A 24,431-nucleotide genomic window follows, 5' to 3' on the forward strand; every position below is an offset into this window, starting at 1 on the left:
TTCAGCTGGTCAGCGGCTCTCATCCTCGACGTCGTGGCTGAGCACGGCCTGGACGGCCTGCCGCCGTCGGGCCGCGAGATCGGTCAGAAGTTCGGGAGCCTCCCCGAAGCCGACGACGTCGGTGACCAGGTGCTCGCGTAGCAGCCTCCCGCGCTCCCTGAGCAGGCCGATCGTCTCGTGCGACAGGCGTTCCCGGTCCCAGGCGTGCGCGAGGCCGCGCGGCACCCGGCCGATCTGGGCGCAGCGCAGCGCCAGCCCGTTGTGGTGGAACTCCTCGCCGAGCCGCACCTCGTCGGCGCCCTGGGTGTAGAACGCGAGGTCGATCAGCGTGCCCTGCGGGCGCAGCAGCCGCAGCCCCAGAGCCAGCGCCCGCGGTTGACCGCGGCACTGGAAGACCAGGTCCGCGCCGCGGTCGCCCGGGGCGTGCCGCCAGCGGCGCTTCAGCGTCACCGCCGGGTCGTCGTCGGGGGCGGCCAGGACCTGCGCGCCGATCGCCTCGGCCACCGCGAGCCTGGCCCGGGTCTCGTCCACGACCACCACCTCGGCGGCCCCGCAGGACAGGGCGAAGGACGCGGTCAGCAGCCCCACCACGCCCGCCCCGACCACCGCGACGCGGCGGCCGCGCACGCCGTCGCCCAGGTGCTGGACGGCCGGGCCGTGCAGGTCGGCGGCCGCGTGCAGCAGGCCGTTGGCGCAGATCGGGCCCATGTGGGCGACGTAGATGCCGAGCAGCGGGTCGAGGTCGCCGGGCAGCACGACGAACCGGTCGGCCATCGGGTCGGCCACGTACGCCGTGCGGTGGCCGTAGGCCATGGCGACCCGCGCGCCCTCGGCCACGGCCCGCGTACGGGTCTCGGCGACCACGCCCACCTGCATGTAGCCGATGCCGCGCACCGGGTACGCCACCGACGGCGTGCCCGGCAGGAACAGCCCTAGCGCCGGGTCCCAGGCCGAGGTGAGGTAGGGGTTGGCGCCCTTGAGATAGGTCAGCTCGGTGCCCGCCGAGACGCCGCTGTGCGTGGTGGCGACCATGAACCCGCCGTCGGGCAGGCCGGCCAGCTTCTCCTCGACCAGGCGCACCTCGCCGGGCGCCTCGATGCTCAGGATCGTGCTCGTCGCCTCAGTCATCCAGCATCACCGGCCTCCGTTCCGCCGCGGAGCGCGCCAGCGCGACGGCCAGGCGGTGGGTTCGCAGGGCTTCGCCGTACGGCGCGCGCACGTCGGCGTCCTTCCCGCGCACCGCGTCGATGAACGCGCGGTCCACGAGGGTCTTGGCGTGCCCGCCGTCCTCGACGGCCTCCTCGCCGTCCACGAGCAGCCGGGTCTCGCTGAGCTCCAGCGCGATGCCGTCGGCGCACACCTCCAGGCCCACCCGGTGCTTGTGGCGCAGCAGGCAGGAGGTGGCCAGCAGGCCGGTCGCGCCGCCCGCGAAGCTCATGACGGCCGACGTGGCCCGGTCGATCTCGCCGTCCACCGCGTTCCCGGCCGGTACGGCGTGCACCATCGACACCTCGCCCACCAGCAGCCTGGCCAGGTCCAGGACGTGGACCGCCTGCTCCAGGATCTGGCCGCCCGACATGCTCGCCTTCAGCCACCAGCCGACCGGCGGGACCTTGTCCAGCCAGTGCCCGAGCGCGAGCTGCACGGGACGGCCGTCGAGCCGCTCCCGGGCCCGGTCGACGATGTCGAGGTAGCGCCAGTGGTGGCCGACGGCGGACGGCAGCCCGCGCCGGTCGATTTCGGCTGCGATGTTTTCTGCGGTTTTGAGGTCGAGAGAAAGGGGTTTTTCCACAAAAATCGGCAGATTGTACGACAAGACGTCGTATTCAGGGTTACCGTGCGCGAAAGGAGGCACACAGACGTAGACAGCGTCGAGACCGCCGGCCTCCAGCAGACCGGCATGGTCGCCGTAGGCGGGGGCGCCGTGCGCGGAGGCCAACGCCTCAGCCTTGTGGAGATCGGTGTCGGCTACCCCGGCAATCGTCACATCGGGGAAGCCGGACAGGACATCTGCGTGGCGAGCGGCGACATTTCCGGCACCAATGATGCCGACACGGGTAATTGGGGACACAACCCGACATATGCCACGTCTAGGGGTTAACAAACAAGGATGTTCGAAGGCGCATAGATCGGGCAGGGGTCGTGCCCCTATGAGATGGGGCTGACTGCATGGAGACAGATGTGCGAGCCTTTGCCAGGGCCCAGGAGTGGTGCGGCCCGCATTCCAGTACGGCCGCGGAATGGCCGGTGGATGCCTTAATCGAGGCCAAGGGCAACACAACGGTGAGCGTCGTCCTGCCGGCGCGCGACGAAGAGCGCACGGTCGGGGACATCGTCACCGTGATCAGACGTGAACTGGTGGAGCAGGCGCCACTCGTCGACGAGATCCTCGTCGTCGACTCCAACTCCACCGACGCGACGGCGGAACGGGCACGCGCGGCGGGCGCGCGCGTCGTGGCGCAGAACGAGGTGCTGCCCCACCTGCCGCGCCTGTCGGGCAAGGGGGAGGCGCTGTGGAAGGGCCTGGCCGCCTCCCACGGCGACATCGTCGCCTTCGTCGACTCGGACCTGCTCAACTTCGGCGCGCACTTCGTGTCGGGGCTGGTCGGTCCGCTGCTGGTGAACCCGGGCACCCAGTTCGTCAAGGCCACGTACGAACGGCCCTTCACGGGCGAGGACGGCGTGCCCCGGCGCGGCGCGGGCGGCCGGGTCACCGAGCTGGTGGCCAGGCCCCTGCTCAACCTGTTCTGGCCGGAGCTGGCGGGCTTTCGCCAACCCCTCGGCGGCGAGTACGCCGCCCGGCGCGACGTGCTGGAACAGGTCCCCTTCGTCACCGAGTACGGCGTGGAGTTCGGCCTCCTCGTCGACCTCCTCCAACTGGTGGGACTCGACGCCATGGCCCAGGTGGACCTGGGCACCCGCGCGCACGGCCACCAGTCCGTGCACGCTCTCGGCCGGATGGCCGGGCAGATCATGCTCACCGCGTGGTCCCGGCTGGAACGCCAGGGCCGCGTGGTGTCCTCGGTACCCCCGGCTCACACGCTGCTGCAGTTCGGTCTCGACGGGCGGGCCGGCCTGGTGGACGTGGGAGTGGCGGAACGGCCGCCGCTCGCCTCGCTCATGCTGGAGGAGGACGTCGCGTGAAGGTGTTGATCAACGCGGGACCGTGGCTGGCGGTCCCGCCGCCCGGCTACGGCGGCATCGAGAACGTGGTCGCCACCCTGGTCCCCGCGCTGCGCGAACGCGGCGTCGAGGTCGTGCTGGCCTCCGTGGCGTCGAGCACGCTGGAGGTCGACGAGCTGATCGCCGTCTACGACGAGGGCCAGTTCGCGGAGTTGCAGAAGCCGTACAACCAGGTCATGGGGATCGCGCACGCGCACCAGGCGCGGGTGGCCGCCGAGCTGCGCGGCCGCGACGACATCGACCTCGTGCACGACCACGTGGAGGTCGTCGGGCCGGCGGTGCTGGCCGCGCTGGGCGGGCCGCCGGTCCTCCACACCCTCCACTGGGACCTGCGCAAACACCCGGCGTTCTACGGCGCCTTCCCGCGCTCGATCGCGGTCAACGGGGTGTCGGACTCGCAGCTCGCCCGCGCCCCGGAGGCCCTGCGCGCGGCCTCGCTGGGCGCCGTCCACCTGGCCACGCCGCTGGCCGGCCAGGACGTCCGCGCCGAGCGCGGCGAGCACCTGGTGATCATGGGACGGATCTGCGGGCTCAAGGGCCAGCACGTGGCCGCCCGGATCTGCCAGAAACTCGGCCTGCCGCTGGTCGTGGCCGGGCCGGTCTGCGGCCGGGACAGCCAGGCCGAGCTGGACGTCGTCCTGCAGGACCCCTACCACCCGCTGCACAGCCACCCCGACGTGCGCTACCACCTCGACCAGGTGTCCCGCTACCTCGACGGCGACCTGGTCAGGTGGGTCGGCGCGGTCGGCGGCCAGGAAAGGGACGAGCTGTACGCCTCGGCCCGCGCCGCGCTCTTCCCCATCCAGTGGGACGAGCCGGGCGGCACGGCGGTAGTCGAGGCCCTGGCGCTCGGGGTGCCGCCGGTGGGCCTGCGCCGCGGCTGCCTGCCCGAGATCATCGACCACGGCCGCACCGGCTTCCTCGCCGACACCGAGGAGGAGCTGGCCGAGTACGTCCAGCGGGTGGACGAGATCGATCCGGAGGAGTGCCGCCGCGAGGCCCGGCGCCGCTTCTCGCCCGGCGTGATGGCCGACCGCTACCTGGACCTGTACGACCGGGTGCTGCGCGCCGACTGATAGACATGTCCGATGATTCGCGTACTTCTGGCCGAGGACCAGGCCGTGATCAGGCACGCGCTCGCGACCCTGCTCGGCCTGGAGGCCGACTTCGAGATCGTGGCCGCGGTCGAGTCCGGTGACGCGGCCCTGGCGTCGGCCGCCGCGCACCGGCCGGACGTGGCCGTGCTGGACATCGACATGCCCGGCACCCTCGACGGGCTGGCCGCCGCGGCGGAGATCCGGGCCAGGGTGCCCTCGTGCCGCACGCTCATGCTCACCGCCTACGGCAAACCCGGCCATCTCAAGCGGGCCCTGACCGCCCAGGTGGACGGCTTCCTGCTGAAGACCGCGCCGCCGGAGGACCTGGTCGCGGCGATCAGGGAGGTCACCCGGGGCGGCCGGGTGCTCGACCCGTCGCTCGCGGTCACCGCCTGGGACCTGGCCGACAACCCGCTCACGCCGCGCGAGGCCGACGTGCTGCGGCTGGTGGCGGGCGGCGCCGAGGCCCCCGACATCGCCCGGCGGCTGCACCTGACCGCCGGGACCGTGCGCAACTACCTGACGGCCATCGTGGCCAAGCTAAACGCGCGCAACCGCACCGACGCCGTGCGCATCGCCACCGAGGCCGGCTGGATCTAGCGGGGCGCGCGCGTCGAGCCGGAACCAGCCGTCCGCGGCGGCGGTCGTGAGCCGGCCGCCCAGCGTGGCCAGGCGGGTGGTGAGGTTGCCCAGCCCGGACGAGCCGCGACGGGCGGCCGCCGTGCCCGCGCCGTCGTTGCGGACGAGCAGCCCGACCTCGCCGCCGGCCGCGGAGGTGGAGATCACGCAGGCGCGCGCGGCGCTGTGGCGCAGGACGTTCGTCACGGCCTCGCGCAGCACGGTGCTGAGCACGGTCTCGACCTCGGCCGGCAGCTCGGGGTGCGCGAGCCGCAGGGTGACCTCGACCCCGGCCGCCGCCAGCACCTTCCCGGCCGACTCGGCCTCGGCGGCGAAGGACAGCTCGCGCTGCTCGCCGGTGACCGAGCGCAGGTCGTCCTGGGCGTGCTCGGCCATGGTGACGACGTTCTCCAGCTCCCGGACGGGGTCGGGCAGGCGGCGGGCCAGCTCGCAGGTGAGCAGGATGGCGGCCAGGCTGTGGCCGAGCAGGTCGTGCAGGTCGCGGGCGGCTCGCAGGCGCTCCTCGACGACGGCCGAACGCGCCAGGCTCTCCCTGGCCGCGTGCAGCTCCTTGGCCAGCTGGGCCAGGCGCAGGAGGCTGTAGACCACCACGCCGGTGGTGAGCGTGCTCACCGTGATGTTGACGCGGCCGGGCAGCTCGTACAGGGAGGCGATCGTCCAGACCGCGGCCAGGATCGCGGCCGTCAGGGGCCAGGCCGTCCGCGGGCGGAAGGCGAGCAGCACCGGACCGGCGAGGAAGCCCGCCGCCCCCAGCCAGATCGGCCCGAACACCGGGATCGGGGCGAAGGTGAGCGCCGCCATCACCCCCAGCGCCACCATGTGGCGGCCGGTGACCGAGCGCAGCTGCATGACCACGATCACGGCCAGCGCCGCGACCGCGGGCGCCAGCAGCCCGGCCGGGATCTGCAGCAGCGCCTTGACGCTGAACCCGACCAGCACGGCGGCCAGCAGGACCACCGAGACGTCGGGCGGCTCGCGCCGGGCCGCCGCGGGCGGACGCGTGGCGGGCAGCACGGCCTCCACCGTGTACCGGCCCCGGCCGGACAGGCCGCGGGTGAGCGTGCCGCCCGCCGCCGCCACCTGGTGGGTGAGCCCCGCCGGGCCGGTGAGCCCGCCGGCGTCGTCGTCCTCGGCCGTGCGGCGGCCGTCGTCGGCCACGCGCAGGCGCACCTGGGCTCGTTCCGGCTCCTCCCAGGTCTCGATCACGCACACCGTGGCGGTGCCGCGGCGGGCGACGTCCGTGACCGCCTCGCGCAGCACCGAGGCGAGCAGCGCGCCCGCCGGGCCCAGCGGCTCGGTATGGGCGGCGCGCACCTCCACGCCGACGCCGGCCGCCTCCAGCAGGGCGCGGGCGGTGGTCAGCTCGGGGGCCAGGGACATCGCGCGGTAGCCGGCCGCCGCGGCGCGCGCGTCCGCCAGCGACAGCCGTGCCGTCGCGACCACCTCGCCGAGCGTCCCGGCCGCGTCCCGCGGGGCGGCCAGCGCCCGCCGCGCGCCCGCGCCGATCGTGGCCAGGCCGCGGCCGAGGCCGTCGCTCAGCTCCGCGGCGATGCGCAGCCGCTCCTCGGCCACCGCCGCCGCGGCCAGCGCGGGACGGGTGGCCTCCATCTCGGCCACCCGCTCGACCAGCCGGATCAGGCCGAACACGACCAGCGACACCAGCACCGTGGTGATCGCGAGGTCCGTCGTGGAGACCGCGTCGCCGGCATTGCGCCAGTGGTGGATCACGACGCCGCTGAAGGCCACCGCGGGCGCCAGCGCCCACCAGCGCGTCACCAGCAGCGACCCGGCGAGGAAGCCCAGGATCGCGACGGACGCGCCCTGCCCCAGCGTCACCGCGTAGACCAGCACACCCTGGACGGCGAGCAGCCACCCCCACTTGGCCCGCAGCGTGAAGGCGCACTGCACGGCCAGCACCGGCAGCGCCCCCCAGGCGCCGGCCACCACGTAGACGCCGGCCAGCGAGGCCAGCACCACGACGACGATCAATCGGGCGACACGCACGCCCAGAAGCTTAGGAGAACCCCCGCGGCAGCACGGTGACCGGGCAGGACGACGACCGCAGCACCTTCATCGCCAGCTCGCCCAGGAACACCCGGTGGGGCTGGGCGTCCTCGCCGGCGGCGCAGACCAGCAGCTCGCCGGGCAGCCACTCGACGTCCTTGAGCGCGGCCTGCACGTCGTGGCCCTCGGCCACCTCCGACTCGGCCTCGATGCCGGTGCTCTCCCAGGCCAGCCGTACGGCCAGGGCGAGGTCGTCGCGCAGCTTGCCCTGGTTCTCGGTGCGCAGGTCGAGCGTGATCAGCCGGAGCGGCACGTCGAGCCGCAGCGCCGCCTGGGCCACCCGCTCGACCGCCGCGTCGCACTGCGGCCGGTGGACGTAGGCCAGGGTGAGCCGGGCGGGCTCGTCGGGCGGCACGTAGCCCGAGGGCGCCAGCATCACCGCCTCCGGCGACAGGTGCAGCAGGTGGTCGGCGGTGCTGCCGACGGCGATGCGGCCGTACTGGCCGCCGCTCGCCGAGCCGACCACGATCAGGTCGGCCCTGATCCTGCTGGCCAGCACCGACAGCCCGCGGCCGGTGCCCCGGCTCTCGAACGCCATGTACTCGGCCGGGACGACGCCCAGCTCCTCACCCGCGTGCGCCAGGTTGGCCTGGGCCTCGACGGCCAGCCCCGGGCTGCCCGGGGGATAGATCGACGCCACCGTGAGCTCGCCCCCGGTCAGCCGGGTGATGGCGGCCCCGAGCGCGAGGGCGTCCCGCCCACCGGGGTCGTTGCTGTAGCCGACGATCACGTGCTCTCCGATCACGTTTGCCTCCTTACCCGCTCTGAACTGGGAATACGCGGTCTTTGTCGATGCGTTTGCAACGGTTGGAGGCGTAAAAACAGTGAAGATCACCCTTGACACCCGTTTCAACGGGTCCCTCGGCCCGGTCACCCTTCGTGAAGCGGTTCAGCACCTCAAGGCGCACGACCTGACGTGCACGGTCCCCGCCGGCGTCGTCGAGCAGAAGGTCACCGTCTTCTCCGACTGCGTGGAGCGCGGCTTCACCCCGCTGCGCAGCGAGATCATGGCCGCGTACTACATGGCCGAGCGGGACGCCACCGCCGAGGCGTTCGACCGCGGGCTCATCACCGAAGGCGAGCTGGAGCAGAGGCGCGCCCTCCTCGTGCGCCAGTATCTTGGGTAAGGACCGGAATCGCCCTTTCGGTCGAAGCATTTGACGATCAAAGTTCATAAGGTCGTGTCCACTACCCGTTCACGGATTGGACGCCTGTGTACCGCGACATCGTCGACTTCGCTCTGACCACGCCCGGGTGGCTGCACGCCCTCGCCGAGTTCGGCACGGACGCCGGCCTGTTCATCTTCGCGGCGCTGTTCCTCGTGTGCTGGTGGCGGGCCCGCCAGGCCCCCGCCCGCGACCTCGCGCTCGCCATCGCCGGTCCGGCCGGGGTGGTGGGCGCGTACATCGTGAGCGAGGGCGTGAAGCTGCTGGTCAGGGAGGACCGGCCGTGCCGCGGCGGCATCGCCACGATCGCGGCCTGCCCGCCCTCCACGGACTGGTCCTTCCCCAGCAACCACACCGTCATCGCCGCCGGGGCGGCGGGCACGCTCATCCTGGTCTGGCGCGCCCTGGCCTGGGTGGTGCTGCCGCTGGCCGCCCTGATGGGCTTCTCCCGGGTGTTCGTCGGCGTGCACTACCCGCACGACGTGGCCGGCGGCTTCCTGCTCGGCCTGGTGCTCGCGCCGCTGTTCGCGCTGCTGCTGGTCGGCGCGGTCACCCCTGCGGTCAGGCTCGCGCGAAGCCGTCTGTCGCCGCGATGAGCCGGTCGACGATGCCGGGCTCGGTCGCCGCGTGCCCGGCGTCGTGCACCACCTGGAAGTCGGCCTCGGGCCAGGCCTTGTGCAGGTCCCAGGCGGTGGCCATGGGCGTGCAGGCGTCGTAGCGGCCCTGGATGATCACGGCCGGGATGTGCCGGACGCGGTCGACGTCCCTGATGAGCTGCTCGGGCTCGAACCAGCCGCCGTGGTGGAAGTAGTGGTTCTCGATCCTGGCGAACGACACCGCCATCTTGTCCTCGCCGAACTCCGCCACCAGGCTCGGGTCGGGCAGCAGCGTGATCGTGGCGCCCTCCCACTGCGACCACGCCTTGGCCGCCGCGAGCCGGACCGCGTCGTCGTCGCCTTCGAGCCGGGCGCGGTAGGCGGCCATGAGGTCGCCGCGCTCCTCGACGGGGATCGGCGCCAGGTACGACTCCCACAGGTCGGGGAACAGGTAGCTCGCGCCCTCCTGATAGAACCAGCGCAGCTCGTGCGGGCGCAGCGTGAAGATGCCGCGCAGCACCAGCTCGGTCGTACGGTCGGGGTGCGTCTGGGCGTAGGCCAGCGACAGCGCGCTGCCCCACGACCCGCCGAACACCTGCCACCGCTCGATGCCCAGGTGCTCGCGCAGCCGTTCCATGTCGGCCACCAGGTTCCAGGTGGTGTTGGCGGCCAGCGACGTGCCCGGCGTGCTGGCGTGCGGCAGGCTGCGCCCGCAGTTGCGCTGGTCGAACAGGACGATGCGGTACAGCTCGGGGTTCCACTGCCGGCGGTGGTTGGCGCTGCACCCGGCGCCCGGCCCGCCGTGCAGCATGACGGCCGGCTTTCCGTCGGGGTTGCCGCAGACCTCCCAGTAGATCTGGTTGCCGTCACCCACGTCGAGCAGGCCGGACTCGTAGGGTTCGATGGGCGGGTACAGAGTTCTCATGTCTCGCGATCCTGCCATGGAGCAGGAGCCGGCTGAATTGTGCCGGTCCGCGCCTAGAGTGACCGTATGGACCTGGTGACGATCGACGACATCCGCGCGGCGGCCGGGCGGATCAACGGAACCGCGGTGCGCACGCCGCTCCTGAGGATGGGCGAGGCGTGGCTGAAGCCCGAGAGCCTGCAGCCGGTCGGGTCGTTCAAGATCCGCGGCGCCTACAACGCGCTGGCCGCGCTGCGTCCGGCCGGCGTCGTGACGCACTCCTCCGGCAACCATGGCCAGGCGCTGGCGTTCGCGGCGGCGCAGTTCGGCGTGCCGTGCGTGGTCGTCGTGCCCGAGGGCACCCCTGCGGTCAAGGCGGCGGCGATCGAGGGGTGGGGCGCCGAGCTGGTGGTCGTGCCACCCGACCAGCGCGAGGTGACGGCCGAGCGGCTGGCCGGCGAGCGCGGCCTGACGCTGGTGCCGCCCTACGACCACCGCGCGATCATCGCCGGGCAGGGCACGATCGGGCTGGAGATCGTCGAGGACCTGCCGGACGTCGAGGTGGTGCTCGTGCCGGTCAGCGGCGGCGGGCTGGCCGCCGGCGTGGCGGCGGCGGTCAAGGCGCTGCGGCCCGACGTCCGCGTGTACGGCGTGGAGCCCGAACTGGCCGCCGACGCCGCCGAGAGCCTGGCGGCCGGGCACGTGGTCGCCTGGGAGACCGCCCGCACGTTCCGGACCATCGCCGACGGGTTGCGCGTGAACCAGGTGTCCGAGCTGACCTTCGCCCACCTGCGCGAGCACCTCGAAGGCATCGTCACCGTCTCGGAGGACGAGCTGCGGGCGGCCATGCGGCACATCGCGCGCACCGCCCGGCTGGTGGCCGAGCCCAGCGGCGCGGCGACCACGGCCGCCCTGCTGTCGGGCCGCGTCCCCGCCGGGCGCACGGTGACCGTGCTGTCCGGGGGGAACGTCGATCCGGAGCTGTTCGCCCAGGTCTACGCCTGAGCCCAGGTGTGGCGGGTGAGGAAGCCGCGCTCGCCGGTGGCGTACTCGTGGAAGGCCTGCTGCACCTCGGCCAGCTCGGGCACCACCGCGCGGACCATCGCGCCCTCCTTGTACTCCAGCTCGTAGCCGGGGGAGACCTGGAGGAAGTGCCGGCCGAAGTTCACCAGGGCGACGAACGGGTTCTGCGGCGACAGGGTGGCCAGGACGTCCTGGACCAGCCCGAGGTCGGGGTCGTGCACGACCATCCCGTCGCCGGTGTGCAGCTGCATGCCCTCGTACACGCCGAGCGGGGCCACGTTGTGCACCAGGTCGCGCTGGGGGTCGTAGCAGACCAGGCCGTGCGCGCGGGCGGTGGTGAACACCTGGGCCGAGCTCTCGTCCATCGTGTCCAGGTCCATCGTCACCAGGACGTGCCCGGGGTACAGGGTGACCTGCCCGGGCAGCTCCTTGGCGACGTCGGGCACGTCCCCCTCGACGGGGTCGCTCCGCTTCACCGCCAGATACGTGGTCCGGGCCTGATCCCTGCTGATCGGCACGGGCTCGTCCCAGACCATCAACTCAACGCTCATCGGTCCATCTTGCCGAACGTCCACCGTGCCGGCGCGCCACTGGGGTCAAGAGTCCGTGATGTACGGTTCAGCGCGGTTTCTCGGACTGGGGCACCAGCTCCACCGTGCAATGGGCGCACCGGCTGGCCTCGGCCGGGATGTCGGACAGGCACTCGGGGCACTCCTTGGTCGTCGCGGCCTTGTCGCGGTCGAACAGGTGGATCAGCCGCGTCATCGGAGCCACGACCAGCCAGTAGACGACCGCCGCGATGACCAGGAAGGTCAGCAGGTGGTTGAGGAAGTCGCCGTACTTGAACTGGCTGCCGTTGATCGTGAAGGAGTATTCGGCGAAGTTCGGCTGCCGGCCGCCGGTCACCGCGCCGATGAGCGGGGTGATGAGATCGGTGACCAGTGCCTGGACGAGCCCGCTGAAGGTCGCCCCGACGATGACGGCGACGGCCAGCTCGACGATGTTGCCTCGGAGTAAGAACTTCTTGAAACCGCCCATGGAGTCGGCATATTGCCGGGGGCCGCGGCCTGAAACCCCGATGGCCCCCGACAGAGCCCGATGGAGAACGTCGTGGCCGGTCAGACCTGGGGCGCGAGCCGTTCGAGATCGAAGTGGCCGTGCCGCACGCCGTCGAGGAACGCGGCCCACTCGTCGGTGGTGAACGACAGGACGGCACCGCTGGCGTCCTGACTTCCCCGCACCCAGACCCGGTCGGCGAGCATGGTGACCTCGACGCAGTCGCCATTGTTGCACCGTTGCCAGCGTGCCTGGTCAAGGGCAGGTGGGCGTTTCATCCATTACCTCCTGAAGGCGGCTGTAGAGGTATTGAGCCGAAGGTGATTTTACCTTGACAGCAGAGGATGACCAGGCGACAAAAGGGGCAGTGCAACCGTCGGCGCCGGACAAAACAAAAGGCGGGCGTCCGTGAGGACGACCGCCGGAAAAAACGCCGCGCGCTCAGCCGGACTGACGTATTCCATGCAGGAACGCGTCCCATTCCCGGGCGCTGAACGTGAGGACAGGGCCGGCCGGGTTCTTGTTGTCCCGCACGCCGATCTCGCCGGCGGACAGCAACGCGACCTCGACGCATTCTCCGTTGTTGCAGCGCGACGCGGCCCGCCACCGCGGACCCGCCTGGACGTCAGGGTGGTGGGACGTCATTGTCTCCCCCTCGTGCATCGACAATGGGCGCGGCGGCGGTCGGACCTCGCCGGGCGCGCTGGAACGGTGTTGGTCGGACACCGGCGATCTCACGTGGAGAGCGAAAGTGTCCCAATGGATGAACAGTAGCACCTGGCACTTGCCACGGAAGCGAGGTCCCGATGTGTCGGCGGCATCATGCCAGGTGACCGGAAAAAAGAGATGATCTCGTGACGAAGTGCTAAGCGAAGTTTGCGGCCATCTCGGTAATTCGCCGCTTCGATTCCTGGATGCCCAGGGCCTCGGCCCGCAGATGGTCGATGATCTCACGAAACCGCCGGACCACCTTATCGGCCTCCAGGTAGAAAAGGCCCATTTGATGTTCCACGAAAATGGTGTCGGCGATGCCGGAGTCATGGTCGAACTCCATGAGCCGGAAGGTGCTGTCGAAACCCACGTGCGCCCCCGCCGTGAACGGGATCACCTGGATGGTGACGTGCGGCAGCTCGCTCAGCTCGATGAGCCGGTCGAGCTGCTCACGCATGGTCTGCCGGCTGCTCACGTGCCGGTAGAGCACCGACTCGTCAAGCAGGACCCAGTAGCGCAGGGTGTCGGGCCGGTGCAGCCACTCCTGGCGTTTCATCCGCACCCTGACCCGGTCGTCGAGCACGTCGGGCGCGATGCGGGGCAGCCAGCCGCGGATCACGGCGCGGGCGTAGTCCTCGGTCTGGAGCAGGCCGGGCACGGTGGTGATCTCGTACTCGGTGATGGCGCTGGCCTCCGCCTCCAGGCCGAGCATCTGCCGCAGCTCGCGGTTGTCGTAGAACTGCCACCACTCCTTCTGCCTGGCGTCCTTGGCCAGCGTCATGAGCTGGGCGGACTCGGCGGCGGAGACCTCGTACAGGCGGCACAGGTCGCGCACGTCGCGCAGGCTGACGCCGCGCTGGGCGGTCTCGATCCGGCTGATCTTGGCCGGGGAGCACAGGAGGAGCTGGGCGACCTCGGCGATGCTGAGGTTCTTCTCGTTGCGCAGCTCGCGTAAGCGCATCGCCAGTTGCCGCTGCCGGAGCGTCGGGTTGGGGATGGTCATCGCCGCACACTCCCTTCCCGCGCGGTGGCCGGTTGCCCCGGAGCGTACCCCCGGGTTCGGTTTCGAAGGCATGTGCGGTAGGTAATCGTCACCGGCACGTTCCTATGGCAAGTGCCAATTCGGGGTGGGTTTCCGGTGTCGGAGGGTAAAAGTCAGCCAAGCCGTAAGAGAGGGGGATGCCCTGGGGCTGATTTGATCAAACCACCAGAGATCGAAATGCCGCGTTCATTCCCTGACGTGATGGCTCACCAGAGGCCGTCCGTCACATAAGGCTGGGCCGACGGGGGCTCGTCGGCCCGGCTGCGACGATCGTTCGCTCCTGCCAGAGCGAGGATCGACCGTCCTGATCGCGGGGGATCGGGGACGCAGCGTCGCGTCGTCCGATCGCGGGTGCGGATCCGGTGCGCGGGGGCCGCGCACCGGATCCGTGAACCTCGCCGCACCCCCCACCGGGCCGAACACGTGAGCCGCCTTCGACACCGCGCCGCCGGAGGCGGCTCACTCGATTTTTCGGAGTATTCCGGACGGACGCGTGGGAAGGAACAGGGTGGCCTTGTCCGGCGGACCGGGGGAACGGAACATGGGAGAGACCGCAAGGGAGCCTCGATGATCGAGATCTGGCCTGGAGACCCCTATCCTCTCGGGGCGACGTACGACGGCGCGGGCACGAACTTCTCGCTCTACACCGAGGTCGCCCAGGCGGTGGAGCTGTGCCTGTTCGACGAGGACAACGTCGAGTCGCGGGTGCCGCTCACGGAGGTCGACGGGTTCATCTGGCACGGCTACCTGCCGGGCATCGGCCCCGGCCAGCGTTACGGCTACCGCGTGCACGGGCCGTACGAGCCGGCGCGCGGCCTGCGCTGCAACCCCAACAAGCTGCTGCTCGACCCGTACGCGATGGCGATCGAGGGCGGCGTCGACTGGCACGAGGCGGTCTACGGCTACCGGTTCGGCCAGCCGGACACGCGCAACGACGCCGACTCGTCCCCGTACGTGCCGCGGTCCATCGTGATCAACCCGTTCTTCGGCTGGGGGCACGACCGGCCGCCGGCGACGCCGTACCACGACACGGTGATCTACGAGGCCCACGTGCGCGGGCTGACGATAAGCCATCCCAAGATCCCCAAGCACCTGCGCGGCACGTACGCGGCGCTCGGCCACCCCGAGATCCTCGACCACCTCACCAAGCTCGGCGTGACGGCGCTGGAGCTGATGCCGGTGCACCAGTTCGTCACCGACCACATCCTGGAGCAGCGCGGCCTGTCCAACTACTGGGGCTACAACTCCATCGGCTTCTTCGCCCCGCACAACCGCTACTCCAGCACCGGGCAGCGCGGCGGGCAGGTGCTGGAGTTCAAGGCGATGGTGCGCAGCCTGCACGAGGCGGGCATCGAGGTCATCCTCGACGTCGTCTACAACCACACCGCCGAGGGCAACCACCTGGGGCCGACGCTGGGGTTCAGGGGCATCGACAACAGCAACTACTACCGCCTGGTCGAGAACGACAAGCGCTACTACGTCGACACCACCGGCACGGGCAACAGCCTGCTCATGCGCTCCCCGCACGTCCTCCAGATGATCATGGACTCGCTCCGCTACTGGGTCATCGAGATGCACGTCGACGGGTTCCGCTTCGACCTCGCCTCCACCCTCGCCCGCGAGCTGCACGAGGTCGACCGGCTGAGCGCGTTCTTCGACCTGGTGCAGCAGGACCCGGTGTTGTCGCAGGTCAAGCTCATCGCCGAGCCCTGGGACGTCGGCCCCGGCGGCTACCAGGTCGGCAACTTCCCCTCGCGCTGGACCGAGTGGAACGGCCGCTACCGCGACACGATCCGCGACCTGTGGCGCGGGCAGGCCGCCACGCTGCCCGAGTTCGGCTCCCGCCTCACCGGGTCCAGCGACCTGTACAAGGACGACAGCCGCCGCCCGGCCGCCTCCATCAACTTCGTGACCTGCCACGACGGCTTCACCCTGCAGGATCTCGTCGCGTACAACGACAAGCACAACGAGGCGAACAAAGAGGGCAACCGCGACGGCACCGACGACAACCGGTCGTGGAACTGCGGCGAGGAGGGCCCGGCGAGCCTGGCCATCGAGTCGCTGCGCGAGCAGCAGAAACGTAACTTCCTCACTACGTTGTTCCTGTCGCAGGGCGTGCCGATGCTCTCGCACGGCGACGAGCTGGGCCGCACCCAGAAGGGCAACAACAACGGCTACTGCCAGGACAACGAGCTGACCTGGGTCGACTGGTCCGACATCAGGGAGAACTGGCTGCTTCTGGAGTTCACCCAGGAGCTCGCGGCGCTGCGGAAGAAGCATCCGGTCTTCCGGCGCAGGAGGTTCTTCTACGGCAGGCCGGTCCGCGGGCTGAGCGACATCGCCTGGCTCACCCCGTCCGGGGAGGAGATGACCGACAGCGACTGGAACGTCGGCTACGCCAAGTCGCTGGCCGTCTTCCTCAACGGCGACGCCATCACCGAGCCCGACCGGCGCGGCCGCCCGATCCGGGACGACTCCTTCCTGCTGCTGTTCAACGCCCACCACGACACGATCAAGTTCACGATCCCCCAGGACTACGGCGAGATGTGGCACACCGAGATCGACACCGCGATGCCCATCAGGCTCGACGTGCGGATGGTGCGCGCGGGCGAGGCGATCGAGGTCCCCGGACGCAGCGTGCGGGTGCTGCGCCGTGTCTAGGCCGGCCTCGACGTACCGGGTGCAGCTCACCCCCGACTTCGGTTTCGCGCAGGTCGCCGAGATCGCCGGCTACCTGCGCGACCTCGGCGTCAGCCACGTCTACCTGTCGCCGGTGCTGCAGGCCACGCCCGGGTCGCGGCACGGCTACGACGTCGTCGACCACTCCAGGATCAGGGAGGAGTTCGGCGGGGCCACCGGCTTCCGCGAGATGGCCCAGGAACTGGCCGCGCACGACCTGGGCATCGTCATCGACATCGTGCCCAACCACATGAACACGATGAACGCCCAGTTCTGGTCGGTGCTCAAGGACGGGCCCGCCTCGCCGTACGCGAACTGGTTCGACATCGAGTGGGTGGAGGGGAAGGTGGCGCTGCCGGTGCTCGGCGACGACACCGAGCCCGTGGTCGACGGCGACGTCCTGCGCTACCACGAGCACGCCTTCCCCCACCCGGGCCACTACCGGCTGGTCGACTGGCGGGAGGGCCCCGGCTACCGGCGCTTCTTCGACGTCTCCTCGCTGATCGGGCTGCGCGTGGAGGACCCGGCGGTGTTCTTCGCCACGCACGAGGTGATCTTCTGGCTGCTCGACGAGGGCCTGGTCGACGGGTTGCGCATCGACCATCCCGACGGCCTGGCCGACCCCCGCGGCTACCTCGACCGGCTGCGCGAGCGGACCGGCGGCCCCTGGACGGTCGTGGAGAAGATCCTCATCGGCCCCGAGCGGCTGCAGCCCGACTGGGCCTGCGACGGCACGACCGGCTACGAGGTGCTCAACCGGGTCAACGGCCTGTTCGTCGACCCCTCGGGCAAGGAGCCGCTGGTCCGGCTGTTCAGCGAGCTGACCGGGCAGCCCGACGACTACCGTCCGGTGATGACGCAGGCCAAGCGCGAGGTGCTCGACCTGTTCTTCGGGGCGGAGATCGACCGGCTGGCCAGGGTCACCGGCTGCGCACCCGCCGCGGTGTCGGAGCTGCTGGCCGCGATGCCGCTCTACCGGGCGTACCTGGTGCCGGGGGAGGAGCCGCCGCCCGAGTCGGTGGAGATCGTCGAGCTGGCCGCCGCGGAGTGCTCGCCCGCCGTGCGGCCGCTCGTCCGGGAGGTCCTGTACGGCTCGCCGGAGGCGATCGTGCGCTTCCAGCAGACGTGCGGCCCTGTCATGGCCAAGGGCGTGGAGGACACCGCGCTGTACCGGTGGTTCCCGCTGTCGTGCCTCAACGAGGTGGGCGGCGAGCCGGACGTGTTCGGCGTGTCGGTCGAGGAGTTCCACGACTTCTGCGGGGAGATGTCCCCGTACACGATGACGACCCTGTCCACCCACGACACCAAGCGGTCGGAGGACGTGCGGGCCCGGTTGTCGGTGTTGTCGGAGATGCCGCGGGAGTGGGCGTCCGTGGTGTCGGAGTGGTCGCGGGAGCTCTCCTTCGACCCCCATCTCGACTACCTGGCCTGGCAGAACCTCATGGCCGCCTGGCCGATCTCCGCGGAACGCTTCACCGACTACCTGCTCAAGGCGGCTCGGGAGGCCAAGACCGCGATCTCGTGGGTGCGTCCCGACGCCGGCTACGAGCGGCGGCTGCGGGAGTTCGCGCAGGCCGCCGTGCGGCTGCCGGTGGAGGAGTTCACCGAGCGCATCGAGCCGTTCGCGATGTCGAACTCGCTCGGGGCCAAGCTGGTGCAGCTCATGATGCCCGGGGTGCCCGACGTGTACCAGGGCAACGAGACCACCGACTTCTCGCTGGTCGATCCGGACAACCGGCGGCCCGTGACGTACCCGCGCAAGCCCGAGACCTCCTGGGACGCCGCCAAGCTCCTGGTCACGACGCAGGCGTTGCGGCTGCGCAGGCGGCTCGGGGGCGCGGCGCCGTACCTGCCGCTGCGGGCGGAGGGGGAGGCGGCCGAGCACGCGATCGCCTTCGCCCGGGGCGAAGGCCCGCGGGCGGTGGCGGTCGCCACCAGGCTGCCGGTACGCCTCGCGCGCCGCTCCGCGGTCGCCGGCCACTCGGTGTGGGGCGACACCACCTTGACGCTGCCCGGCGGATCCTGGCGCGACCTGCTCACCGGCGAGCCGCACTCGGGGACGGTTCCGCTGGCCCGGCTGCTCGATCAGTACCCCGTCTCACTGCTGGAGCGACATGATCTTTGAGGTCTGGGCACCGAAGGCCACGGCTGTCGAGGTCGACGTTCTGGACGGACGCCGGCCGATGTCCCAGGGGGAGAGAGGCTGGTGGTGGGCCGAGGTCGCCGAGGCCGGCCACGGCACGAGGTACGCCTTCGTCCTCGACGGCGGCGGGCCCTACCCCGACCCGCGCTCCCGGCGGCAGCCCGAGGGGGTGTTCGGGCCGAGCGCGGTCTACGAGCACGACCGCTTCACCTGGTCCGACCACGACTGGAAGGGCCGCGACCTGCGCGGTTCGGTGATCTACGAGCTGCACGTCGGCACGTTCACCGGCGAGGGGACGTTCGCCGCGGCGATCGAGCGGCTGGAGCACCTGGTCGAGCTCTGCGTGGACTTCGTGGAGATCATGCCGGTCGCCCCCGTCCCCGGCGGGCGCAACTGGGGGTACGACGGCGTCGACCTCTACGCGGTCAACGAGACGTACGGCGGGCCCGACGGGCTGAAGTCGTTCGTGGACGCGTGCCACCGGGCCGGGATCGGCGTCATCCTGGACGTGGTCTACAACCACCTGGGGCCGTCGGGCAACTTCCTCCACCCCTTTGGTCCGTATTTTTCCGGCTTTGCTGGTAGCTATTGGGGTGAAGCGGTCAACCTGGACGGGCCGGGGTCCGACGAGGTCCGCCGGTACTTCGTCGGCAATGCCGTCCAGTGGCTGCGCGACTACCACATCGACGGGCTGCGGCTGGACGCCGTCCACGCGCTGCACGACAGGCGCGCCCGCCACCTGCTGGCCGAGCTGTCGGAGGAGGTCGACGCGCTGGCCTGCTCGCTCGGCCGGCCGCTGTCGCTGATCGCCGAGTCCGACCTCAACGACCCGCGCATGGTGCGCCCGCTGGAGGCCGGCGGCCTCGGGATGACCGCGCAGTGGAACGACGACGTCCACCACGCCCTGCACACCGCCGTGAGCGGCGAGAGCCACGGCTACTACGAGGACTTCGCCGATCCGTCGGCGCTGGCCCGGGTGCTGACCCGGGGCGTGCTGCACGACGGCGGCTACTCCAGCTTCCGCGACCGGGCGCACGGGCAGCCCTTCACCGGCGTGCCCGGCCACCGGCTGGTCGCCTGCCTGCAGAACCACGACCAGATCGGCAACCGGCCCGGCGGCGACCGCCTGCCCGTGTCCGCGCTCAGGCTCGGAGCTGGTCTGCTGCTGACCTCGCCGTTCACGCCGATGTTGTTCATGGGGGAGGAGTGGGGGGCCAGCACGCCGTTCCTGTTCTTCTCCGACCACGTGGAGCCCGAGCTGCGGGAGAGCGAGGGGACGCGGCGCGAGCGCGAGTTCGACGGCTTCGGGTACGCCTGGGACGCGCCGAACCCGTCCGACGAGGAGGCGTTCCTCCGTTCCAAGCTGGACTGGAGCGAGCTGAAGGAGGAGGAGAACTGGTCCCTGCTGTGCTGGTACCGGGACCTCATCGCGCTGCGCAAGGCGCTGCCCGAGCTGTCGGATCCGCGGCTGGACCGGGTGCGGGTGGAGGCCGATCCGGAGGGGAGGTGGCTGGTCATGTGGCGCGGGACGGTGTGCGTCAGCGTCAACTTCTCCCCGGAGACGCTGACGTTGCCGCCGGCGGGCGCCACCCTCCTCCTGGCCTCGGACGACCCGGTCGCCGCCGGCCCCGACGGCCTCCGCCTCCCCGGCCAAACCCTCGCCATCACCCGCACCACCCCCTGACCGGAACGCTCTCCGCCTCCTGGTCAGACCTTCGCCATCACCCGCACCATCCCCGGAATGTCCGGCCTCCGCCTCCCCGGTGGTTGTCCACAGGGTGGGGGCCGGTCGGCGGGTTCGTCCCCAGAACCGGGTTCGGCCGCACCGCGGCCGGCCCGGTTCCGGATCCTGGGTGCCTCACCACGTTTTCGAAGGCGAGGCACCTCATGAAGATCGTTCTGCCGCTCCCCGCCATGCTGACCTCACTGTTCGTCGTAGCCGTGGAGCACCTGCCGTTCGACGTCGACACCTTCGTGCCCTGGCGCGTCCCCGCGCCGTACCGGAAGGCGGCCCGTGACGCGCTCGACACCCCGCCGTCCCTGACCGTCACCCATGTCCCCGCCCCCTGGCGACCGGCCGGCCTCACCCTCACGGGCGACGAACGACGGCGGATTCGTCGGGCCGGGCAACACGTGCTGGTGTCCACCACCGCGCCTCCACGCCGCCTGCCCGGCAACGCCCAGACAGCCAGAGCCGTCGCCCGCGCCCTCGCCCGCCAGTGCGACGGCCTGCTGATCGACCCGTCCACCGCCTCGGCCGTGCCCGCCTGCCCGAGGTCGCCGGGCGAGCCGGAAGACTTCCGCCTCGGCGACGACTGGCTCACCTGGGACGTGCAGATGCGCGACGACGCCACCTGCCCTCCATGGGACCCGTCCGAGACGGCCGCCTGCGACTGCCTGCGCGTCACCTCGCGCGGCCTGCGCCGCTTCGCGCTCCCGGAGATCACCCTCGACGGCGCCGCCTGCGCCCACAGCCTCTGCGCGACCGCCCTCCTCCGATCGGTGGCCCATCGCCTGGTCGCCGACCAGCTCGCCCACCTGCGGGTGCACCCGCTGGCCAACTGCCACGAGATCGACGACCTCCTGCGGATCCAGCCGTCCGGCGCCCTCAGGGGCGTCCCGCCCTTCGGCGTGCGGCTGACCCCGTGCGACGCCGACCTCGCCGACCTCACCGACCTCACCGACCTCGGCGAGCCGGATAGCTCGGGCGCCATCCGCCGCCTGAAGGTGGGCCCCGCCCCCGGCAGCGGCCGGCTCACCTGTCTCAAGGTGGGGCCGCCGTCCGGCTTCACCGGCTCGGTCAACGACTGGCTGTGCGCCGCCGCCAGCCTCGACCTGACCTCCGCCGACCACCCCGCACGCCCGGCCCTGGCCGCCTGACCCCCGCCCCCGCGAGACGGCCAGACCCATGGAGCACGTACGTGCCTCCCCGCCCATGCGCACGTTTCACGACCCCGGCGAAGGCCATCGGGCCCGGTCCGGCGAAAGGCAGGTGGTCAGCGGTGCAGGATCCGGGTGAGGGCCTGGTCGAGCGTGGACATGGGGTCCGGCGTGGGGCGAGGGGCGCGCCAGGCCACGTACCCGTCGGGCCGCACCAGGACAGCGCCGCCTTCCCGCACCCCGTACCGCTCCCGCCAGCGGCCCTCCACGTCCACCAGCTCGTCGTCCACCAGGATGCGGGTGAGCTGCACGCCCAGGCGCTCCTTGACCACGCGGCCGGCGTCCATCCAGACCTGGCCGCCGCACTTGTCGGCCAGCAGGACGAAACCGGAGCCGAACAGGTCGATGGTCGAGATGCGCTGCCCCTCCCAGTCGAGCACGACGTGCGGGGCGCGGCTGCCGGGCCGGCCGCTCGGGACGCGCGGGTCCTCCAGGAGCGAGCCGTCGTCGCCGGGCTCCTCCAGGACGGCGGCGGAGTGGTACCGGTAGCCGAGCATCGCCTGCAGGAAGTCCTCCAGGGGCTCGGGGTAGTCGGAGCGCTCGTCCACGGGCATCCGCACGCTGAGGTTGGCGAGCTGGGCGTCGGCGGTCAGGGCGCCGATCGGGCGGCGTTCGGCGTCGTAGGTGTCCAGGAAGCCGGGGCCGGCCTGCCCGCTGAGCACCAGCCAGAGGCGCCAGGCGATGTCGCAGCCGTCCTGGAGGGCGGTGCTGCCGCCCTGGCCGCCGGTGGGCGGCATGGTGTGGGCGGCGTCGCCGGCGAAGAAGACGCGTCCGGCGCGGAAGGTGTCGGCCACGACGTGCGCCAGGCTGAACGTCGCCGTGTCCAGCACCTGCACGTCCAGGTCCGGGATGCCGGTTCCGGCGCGGATGAGCTCGACACAGCGTTCCTCGGTGAGGGTGTCCGCGCCGCCGTCCGGGGAGGGGGTCTGGTTGATGCCGAGCACGTGCGCGCCGACGCCCGTGCCGGTCACGATGACGCCGGTGAACGCGTCGTTGTGGAGGTACCAGACGATGACCTCGCGCTCGTTCACCAGGCCGGTCAGATCGGCGTCGAACATGATCGAGCGCATCTGCACCAGGTCGCCCCTCCCGGAGGTGGGCACGGCCAGCCGCTCGCGCAGGGAGCTTCGGTGGCCGTCGGCCGCCACCACGTAGTCGGCCCGTACGACGCTCTCCTCGCCGTCGGCGGCGCGGATCACGGCGGTGACGCCGTCGTCGTCCTGGTCGAGGGAGATCAGTTCGGTGGAGAAGCGCAGGTCGGCGCCGAGCTCGTCGGCGTAGGCGCGCAGCACCCGCTCGACCTCCGACTGGGGGGCGCCCACGCGGGGCACGGGGGTGAGGTCGGCCAGGGCGTCGAACTCGCCCGTGTCCTCGAAGATCATCTGCGGATCGGGGTCGGCCAGCGTCTTGGCGATCGCGATGCGCATGGAGTCGCCGATGCCGATCCAGATGTCGGCGAACGTCTGCTCGATCCCCGGCAACGGCCGCAGCAGCTCGACGGCTCGCGGTCCCATGCCGAACGCCTTGGGCTGGATGGACGTGCTCGGATGCCGCTCGACCAGAATGACGGGCACCTCGCGCCACGCCAGCAGCGCGGCAGCGCTCAGGCCCGCGTACCCGCCGCCGACCACCAGCACGGGCACTCGCTCTTGTCTCATTGCCTCCACCTCCGGGCACGAGTAGTATCGCGTTCTCCGATCAAGCGACACGATATGTCGCGTTTACGGAGACGGTCAAGACATATCGCGAATCCCGGCATTCATCGGAGCTCTGCGCTCCCGGAAAGGAGCGCGCCGCCGTCTGAGCGCGAGGCCAAGCGGCCGCTGCCCGCCCCGCTCGCACGCCGCGCAACGCCGACATCACCAGAAGGTCGAGCAGTGGCGCTTGGATCCAACCTTCGGCGCCCCGCATCCGCTACGGGATTACTCGCCATGCTGTGCTACGAGAGCTCCGGGCTACGTGTCCGCTACGGGGGCTCTGCGCCATGTGCCCGCCGCAGGGGCTGCTGCGCGCGGCGTGCCCGCTGCGCGGCTCCGCGCCACGCGCCCGCTACTGGGGCTCCGAGCCCTGTGACCGCCGGGGGGTGTGCGCCGGGTGCCCGCCCCAACCATGTGCCCGCTACGGGAGGTTTCCTGCCTTGTGCCCGCCGTAGGGGCTGCGCGTTGCGTGCCCGCTGCGGGGCTCCTCGTCACGTGTCCGCCACGGGAGGTTTCCTGCCCTGTGCCCGCCATGGGGGATGCGCGTTGCGTACCGGCTGCGGGGCTTCCCACTGTGTGTCCGCGACGGGACGGTTGCGCGCAGCGTGCCCCTACGGGTTCCTCGCCACGTCCGACTGTGGGAGGTTCCTCACCGTGTGCCCAGCTGCGTGCTCAGCCGGCATCCGCAGATCGTGGGCTTCGCGGTACGAGGGTGCGGCCGAGAGTTCCTCTGCGTGGGTGAGGTGGGTCAGGGGAGGTGGCGTTCGAGGCTTTGGAGTTTGGTGGTCATGCCGTCCGTCACGCCCGGGCGCAGGTCGGCCTTGAGGACCAGGCTGACTCTCGGGGCGACCTCGGCGACGGCGTCCACCGCGCGCCTGACGACGTCCATGACCTCGTCCCACTCGCCCTCGATCGTGGTGAACATCGCGTCCGTGCGGTTGGGCAGGCCGCTCTCGCGGACCACCTTGACGGCGCGGGCGACCGGTTCGGCGACCCCTTCGCCGACGCCCAGCGGGGTGATGGAGAAGGCCACGATCATGGCGACAGATCCCTCGGAGAACGGAAAGAGCCCGGACGAGACGATCGTAGCCGGGGCGAAGAGCCACGACGCGGGTGGGGCGTCGTGGCTGATCGCCGTACGTCACGTCACGTGCGAGAGGTCACGCGTGGTCGTGGTCGTGGTGGTCCTCGTCCTCGTCCTCGCTCGGCCCCTCGGACGGCTCCACCCCGAGAACGGCCTCACGCGGCTCGATCTCGGTGATGTGGTCCACGAGCTGCAGCACGTGGTCCGGCTCGATCAGCCACTGCAGCGCCGAGGCGCCGGTCTCGTCGGAGTTGACGAGGTCGGCCTGCTCGGAGCGCTCCTCGTCGCTGAGGTCGGCGTCGGGATGCCGGATCTCGGCCAGCGCCGCCGCCTGCAGCGCGTTCACGTCGAGCACCTCCACGGTCAGCTCGACCGTAAGGCGCAGGTATTTCGGTTCATCACTCATG

At 71.3% G+C, this 24,431-nt stretch carries 23 protein-coding genes; 10 read left to right on the forward strand and 13 right to left on the reverse strand.

The features are described from left to right. Positions 1–9: 9 nt before the first annotated feature. Entirely contained in the window at positions 10–1,128 is a 1,119-nt protein-coding gene (locus tag ACIBQ6_RS27310) for a zinc-binding dehydrogenase (RefSeq protein ID WP_397215299.1), read from the reverse strand. Further along, positions 1,121–2,071 carry a Gfo/Idh/MocA family protein gene (locus ACIBQ6_RS27315; RefSeq protein ID WP_397215302.1) on the reverse strand — a complete coding sequence of 317 codons (951 nt, stop codon included), beginning with the start codon at positions 2,069–2,071 and terminating at the stop codon, positions 1,121–1,123. The genes ACIBQ6_RS27310 and ACIBQ6_RS27315 overlap by 8 nt, the downstream gene beginning before the upstream one ends. A 98-nt stretch (positions 2,072–2,169) precedes the next feature. Between ACIBQ6_RS27315 and ACIBQ6_RS27320 the strand changes: the two genes are divergently transcribed. From ACIBQ6_RS27320 to ACIBQ6_RS27330, 3 genes are read left to right on the forward strand one after another with little or no spacing between them, the layout of a single operon-like run. Continuing rightward, positions 2,170–3,144: a glucosyl-3-phosphoglycerate synthase gene (locus tag ACIBQ6_RS27320; protein ID WP_397215304.1), complete on the forward strand. Its 975-nt coding sequence runs from the start codon at positions 2,170–2,172 to the stop codon at positions 3,142–3,144. Continuing rightward, the gene (locus tag ACIBQ6_RS27325; RefSeq protein ID WP_397215306.1) at positions 3,141–4,259 is read left to right on the forward strand and encodes a glycosyltransferase; all 1,119 of its coding nucleotides are present in this window, start codon (positions 3,141–3,143) and stop codon (positions 4,257–4,259) included. Before ACIBQ6_RS27320 ends, ACIBQ6_RS27325 begins: the two co-directional genes overlap by 4 nt. 12 nt (positions 4,260–4,271) lie before the next feature. Further along, on the forward strand, positions 4,272–4,880 hold the full coding sequence (locus ACIBQ6_RS27330) for a response regulator transcription factor (protein ID WP_358283350.1): 609 nt from the start codon (positions 4,272–4,274) through the stop codon (positions 4,878–4,880). Here ACIBQ6_RS27330 and ACIBQ6_RS27335 read toward each other — a convergent pair. Further along, the gene (locus tag ACIBQ6_RS27335; RefSeq protein ID WP_397215308.1) at positions 4,821–6,923 is read right to left on the reverse strand and encodes a sensor histidine kinase; all 2,103 of its coding nucleotides are present in this window, start codon (positions 6,921–6,923) and stop codon (positions 4,821–4,823) included. The two genes, ACIBQ6_RS27330 and ACIBQ6_RS27335, sit on opposite strands and share 60 nt — an antisense overlap. Before the next feature lie 10 nt (positions 6,924–6,933). Further along, positions 6,934–7,728, reverse strand: coding sequence for a universal stress protein (locus tag ACIBQ6_RS27340; RefSeq protein ID WP_352349903.1), 795 nt, complete (start codon positions 7,726–7,728; stop codon positions 6,934–6,936). A gap of 79 nt (positions 7,729–7,807) precedes the next feature. On the opposite strand from ACIBQ6_RS27340, the gene ACIBQ6_RS27345 reads away from it, so the two are divergent. Next, a complete protein-coding gene (locus ACIBQ6_RS27345; RefSeq protein ID WP_358283354.1) occupies positions 7,808–8,110 on the forward strand; it encodes a hypothetical protein in 303 nt (100 codons plus the stop codon). Between the two features lie 86 nt (positions 8,111–8,196). Beyond that, positions 8,197–8,745, forward strand: coding sequence for a phosphatase PAP2 family protein (locus tag ACIBQ6_RS27350; RefSeq protein WP_358283356.1), 549 nt, complete (start codon positions 8,197–8,199; stop codon positions 8,743–8,745). Here ACIBQ6_RS27350 and pip read toward each other — a convergent pair. Then, positions 8,711–9,670 carry a prolyl aminopeptidase gene (gene pip, locus ACIBQ6_RS27355; protein ID WP_358283358.1) on the reverse strand — a complete coding sequence of 320 codons (960 nt, stop codon included), beginning with the start codon at positions 9,668–9,670 and terminating at the stop codon, positions 8,711–8,713. The genes ACIBQ6_RS27350 and pip overlap by 35 nt on opposite strands. A gap of 66 nt (positions 9,671–9,736) precedes the next feature. Here pip and ACIBQ6_RS27360 point away from each other — a divergent pair, with 66 nt between their 5' ends. Further along, entirely contained in the window at positions 9,737–10,654 is a 918-nt protein-coding gene (locus tag ACIBQ6_RS27360; protein ID WP_397215310.1) for a threonine/serine dehydratase, read from the forward strand. Here the strand turns inward: ACIBQ6_RS27360 and ACIBQ6_RS27365 are convergent. The 5 genes from ACIBQ6_RS27365 to ACIBQ6_RS27385 form a co-directional block, all read right to left on the reverse strand. Then, on the reverse strand, positions 10,645–11,223 hold the full coding sequence (locus tag ACIBQ6_RS27365; RefSeq protein WP_397215312.1) for a hypothetical protein: 579 nt from the start codon (positions 11,221–11,223) through the stop codon (positions 10,645–10,647). The two genes, ACIBQ6_RS27360 and ACIBQ6_RS27365, sit on opposite strands and share 10 nt — an antisense overlap. Before the next feature lie 67 nt (positions 11,224–11,290). After that, the gene (gene mscL / locus ACIBQ6_RS27370) at positions 11,291–11,710 is read right to left on the reverse strand and encodes a large conductance mechanosensitive channel protein MscL (protein WP_352349915.1); all 420 of its coding nucleotides are present in this window, start codon (positions 11,708–11,710) and stop codon (positions 11,291–11,293) included. 80 nt (positions 11,711–11,790) lie between these two features. Beyond that, the gene (locus ACIBQ6_RS27375; protein WP_397169742.1) at positions 11,791–12,006 is read right to left on the reverse strand and encodes a DUF397 domain-containing protein; all 216 of its coding nucleotides are present in this window, start codon (positions 12,004–12,006) and stop codon (positions 11,791–11,793) included. A 163-nt stretch (positions 12,007–12,169) separates the two neighbouring features. After that, complete coding sequence (locus ACIBQ6_RS27380) at positions 12,170–12,373, reverse strand: DUF397 domain-containing protein (protein WP_352349919.1); 204 nt, start codon at positions 12,371–12,373, stop codon at positions 12,170–12,172. A gap of 220 nt (positions 12,374–12,593) precedes the next feature. Beyond that, the gene (locus ACIBQ6_RS27385; RefSeq protein WP_397215314.1) at positions 12,594–13,442 is read right to left on the reverse strand and encodes a helix-turn-helix domain-containing protein; all 849 of its coding nucleotides are present in this window, start codon (positions 13,440–13,442) and stop codon (positions 12,594–12,596) included. A gap of 606 nt (positions 13,443–14,048) precedes the next feature. Here ACIBQ6_RS27385 and glgX point away from each other — a divergent pair. From glgX to ACIBQ6_RS27405, 4 genes are all read left to right on the forward strand, one after another. Further along, entirely contained in the window at positions 14,049–16,142 is a 2,094-nt protein-coding gene (gene glgX / locus ACIBQ6_RS27390) for a glycogen debranching protein GlgX (RefSeq protein WP_352349923.1), read from the forward strand. After that, positions 16,135–18,285, forward strand: a complete 2,151-nt coding sequence (gene treY, locus ACIBQ6_RS27395) for a malto-oligosyltrehalose synthase (RefSeq protein ID WP_397215316.1) — start codon at positions 16,135–16,137, stop codon at positions 18,283–18,285. The genes glgX and treY overlap by 8 nt, the downstream gene beginning before the upstream one ends. Further along, positions 18,275–19,987, forward strand: coding sequence for a malto-oligosyltrehalose trehalohydrolase (treZ, locus tag ACIBQ6_RS27400; protein WP_397215318.1), 1,713 nt, complete (start codon positions 18,275–18,277; stop codon positions 19,985–19,987). The genes treY and treZ overlap by 11 nt, the downstream gene beginning before the upstream one ends. 203 nt (positions 19,988–20,190) lie before the next feature. Next, the gene (locus ACIBQ6_RS27405; protein ID WP_397215320.1) at positions 20,191–21,183 is read left to right on the forward strand and encodes a hypothetical protein; all 993 of its coding nucleotides are present in this window, start codon (positions 20,191–20,193) and stop codon (positions 21,181–21,183) included. Positions 21,184–21,299: 116 nt separating this feature from the next. Here the strand turns inward: ACIBQ6_RS27405 and ACIBQ6_RS27410 are convergent, their stop codons facing one another. From ACIBQ6_RS27410 to ACIBQ6_RS27420, 3 genes are all read right to left on the reverse strand, one after another. Next, positions 21,300–22,901, reverse strand: coding sequence for an FAD-dependent monooxygenase (locus tag ACIBQ6_RS27410; RefSeq protein WP_397215322.1), 1,602 nt, complete (start codon positions 22,899–22,901; stop codon positions 21,300–21,302). Positions 22,902–23,688: 787 nt separating this feature from the next. Then, the gene (locus tag ACIBQ6_RS27415) at positions 23,689–23,979 is read right to left on the reverse strand and encodes an MTH1187 family thiamine-binding protein (RefSeq protein WP_358283378.1); all 291 of its coding nucleotides are present in this window, start codon (positions 23,977–23,979) and stop codon (positions 23,689–23,691) included. Positions 23,980–24,100: 121 nt separating this feature from the next. Further along, positions 24,101–24,430: a hypothetical protein gene (locus ACIBQ6_RS27420; RefSeq protein ID WP_352320347.1), complete on the reverse strand. Its 330-nt coding sequence runs from the start codon at positions 24,428–24,430 to the stop codon at positions 24,101–24,103. Position 24,431: the final 1 nt, after the last annotated feature.

It is taken from the genome of Nonomuraea sp. NPDC049655, assembly GCF_044465465.1.
Taxonomy (GTDB): Bacteria; Actinomycetota; Actinomycetes; order Streptosporangiales; family Streptosporangiaceae; genus Nonomuraea.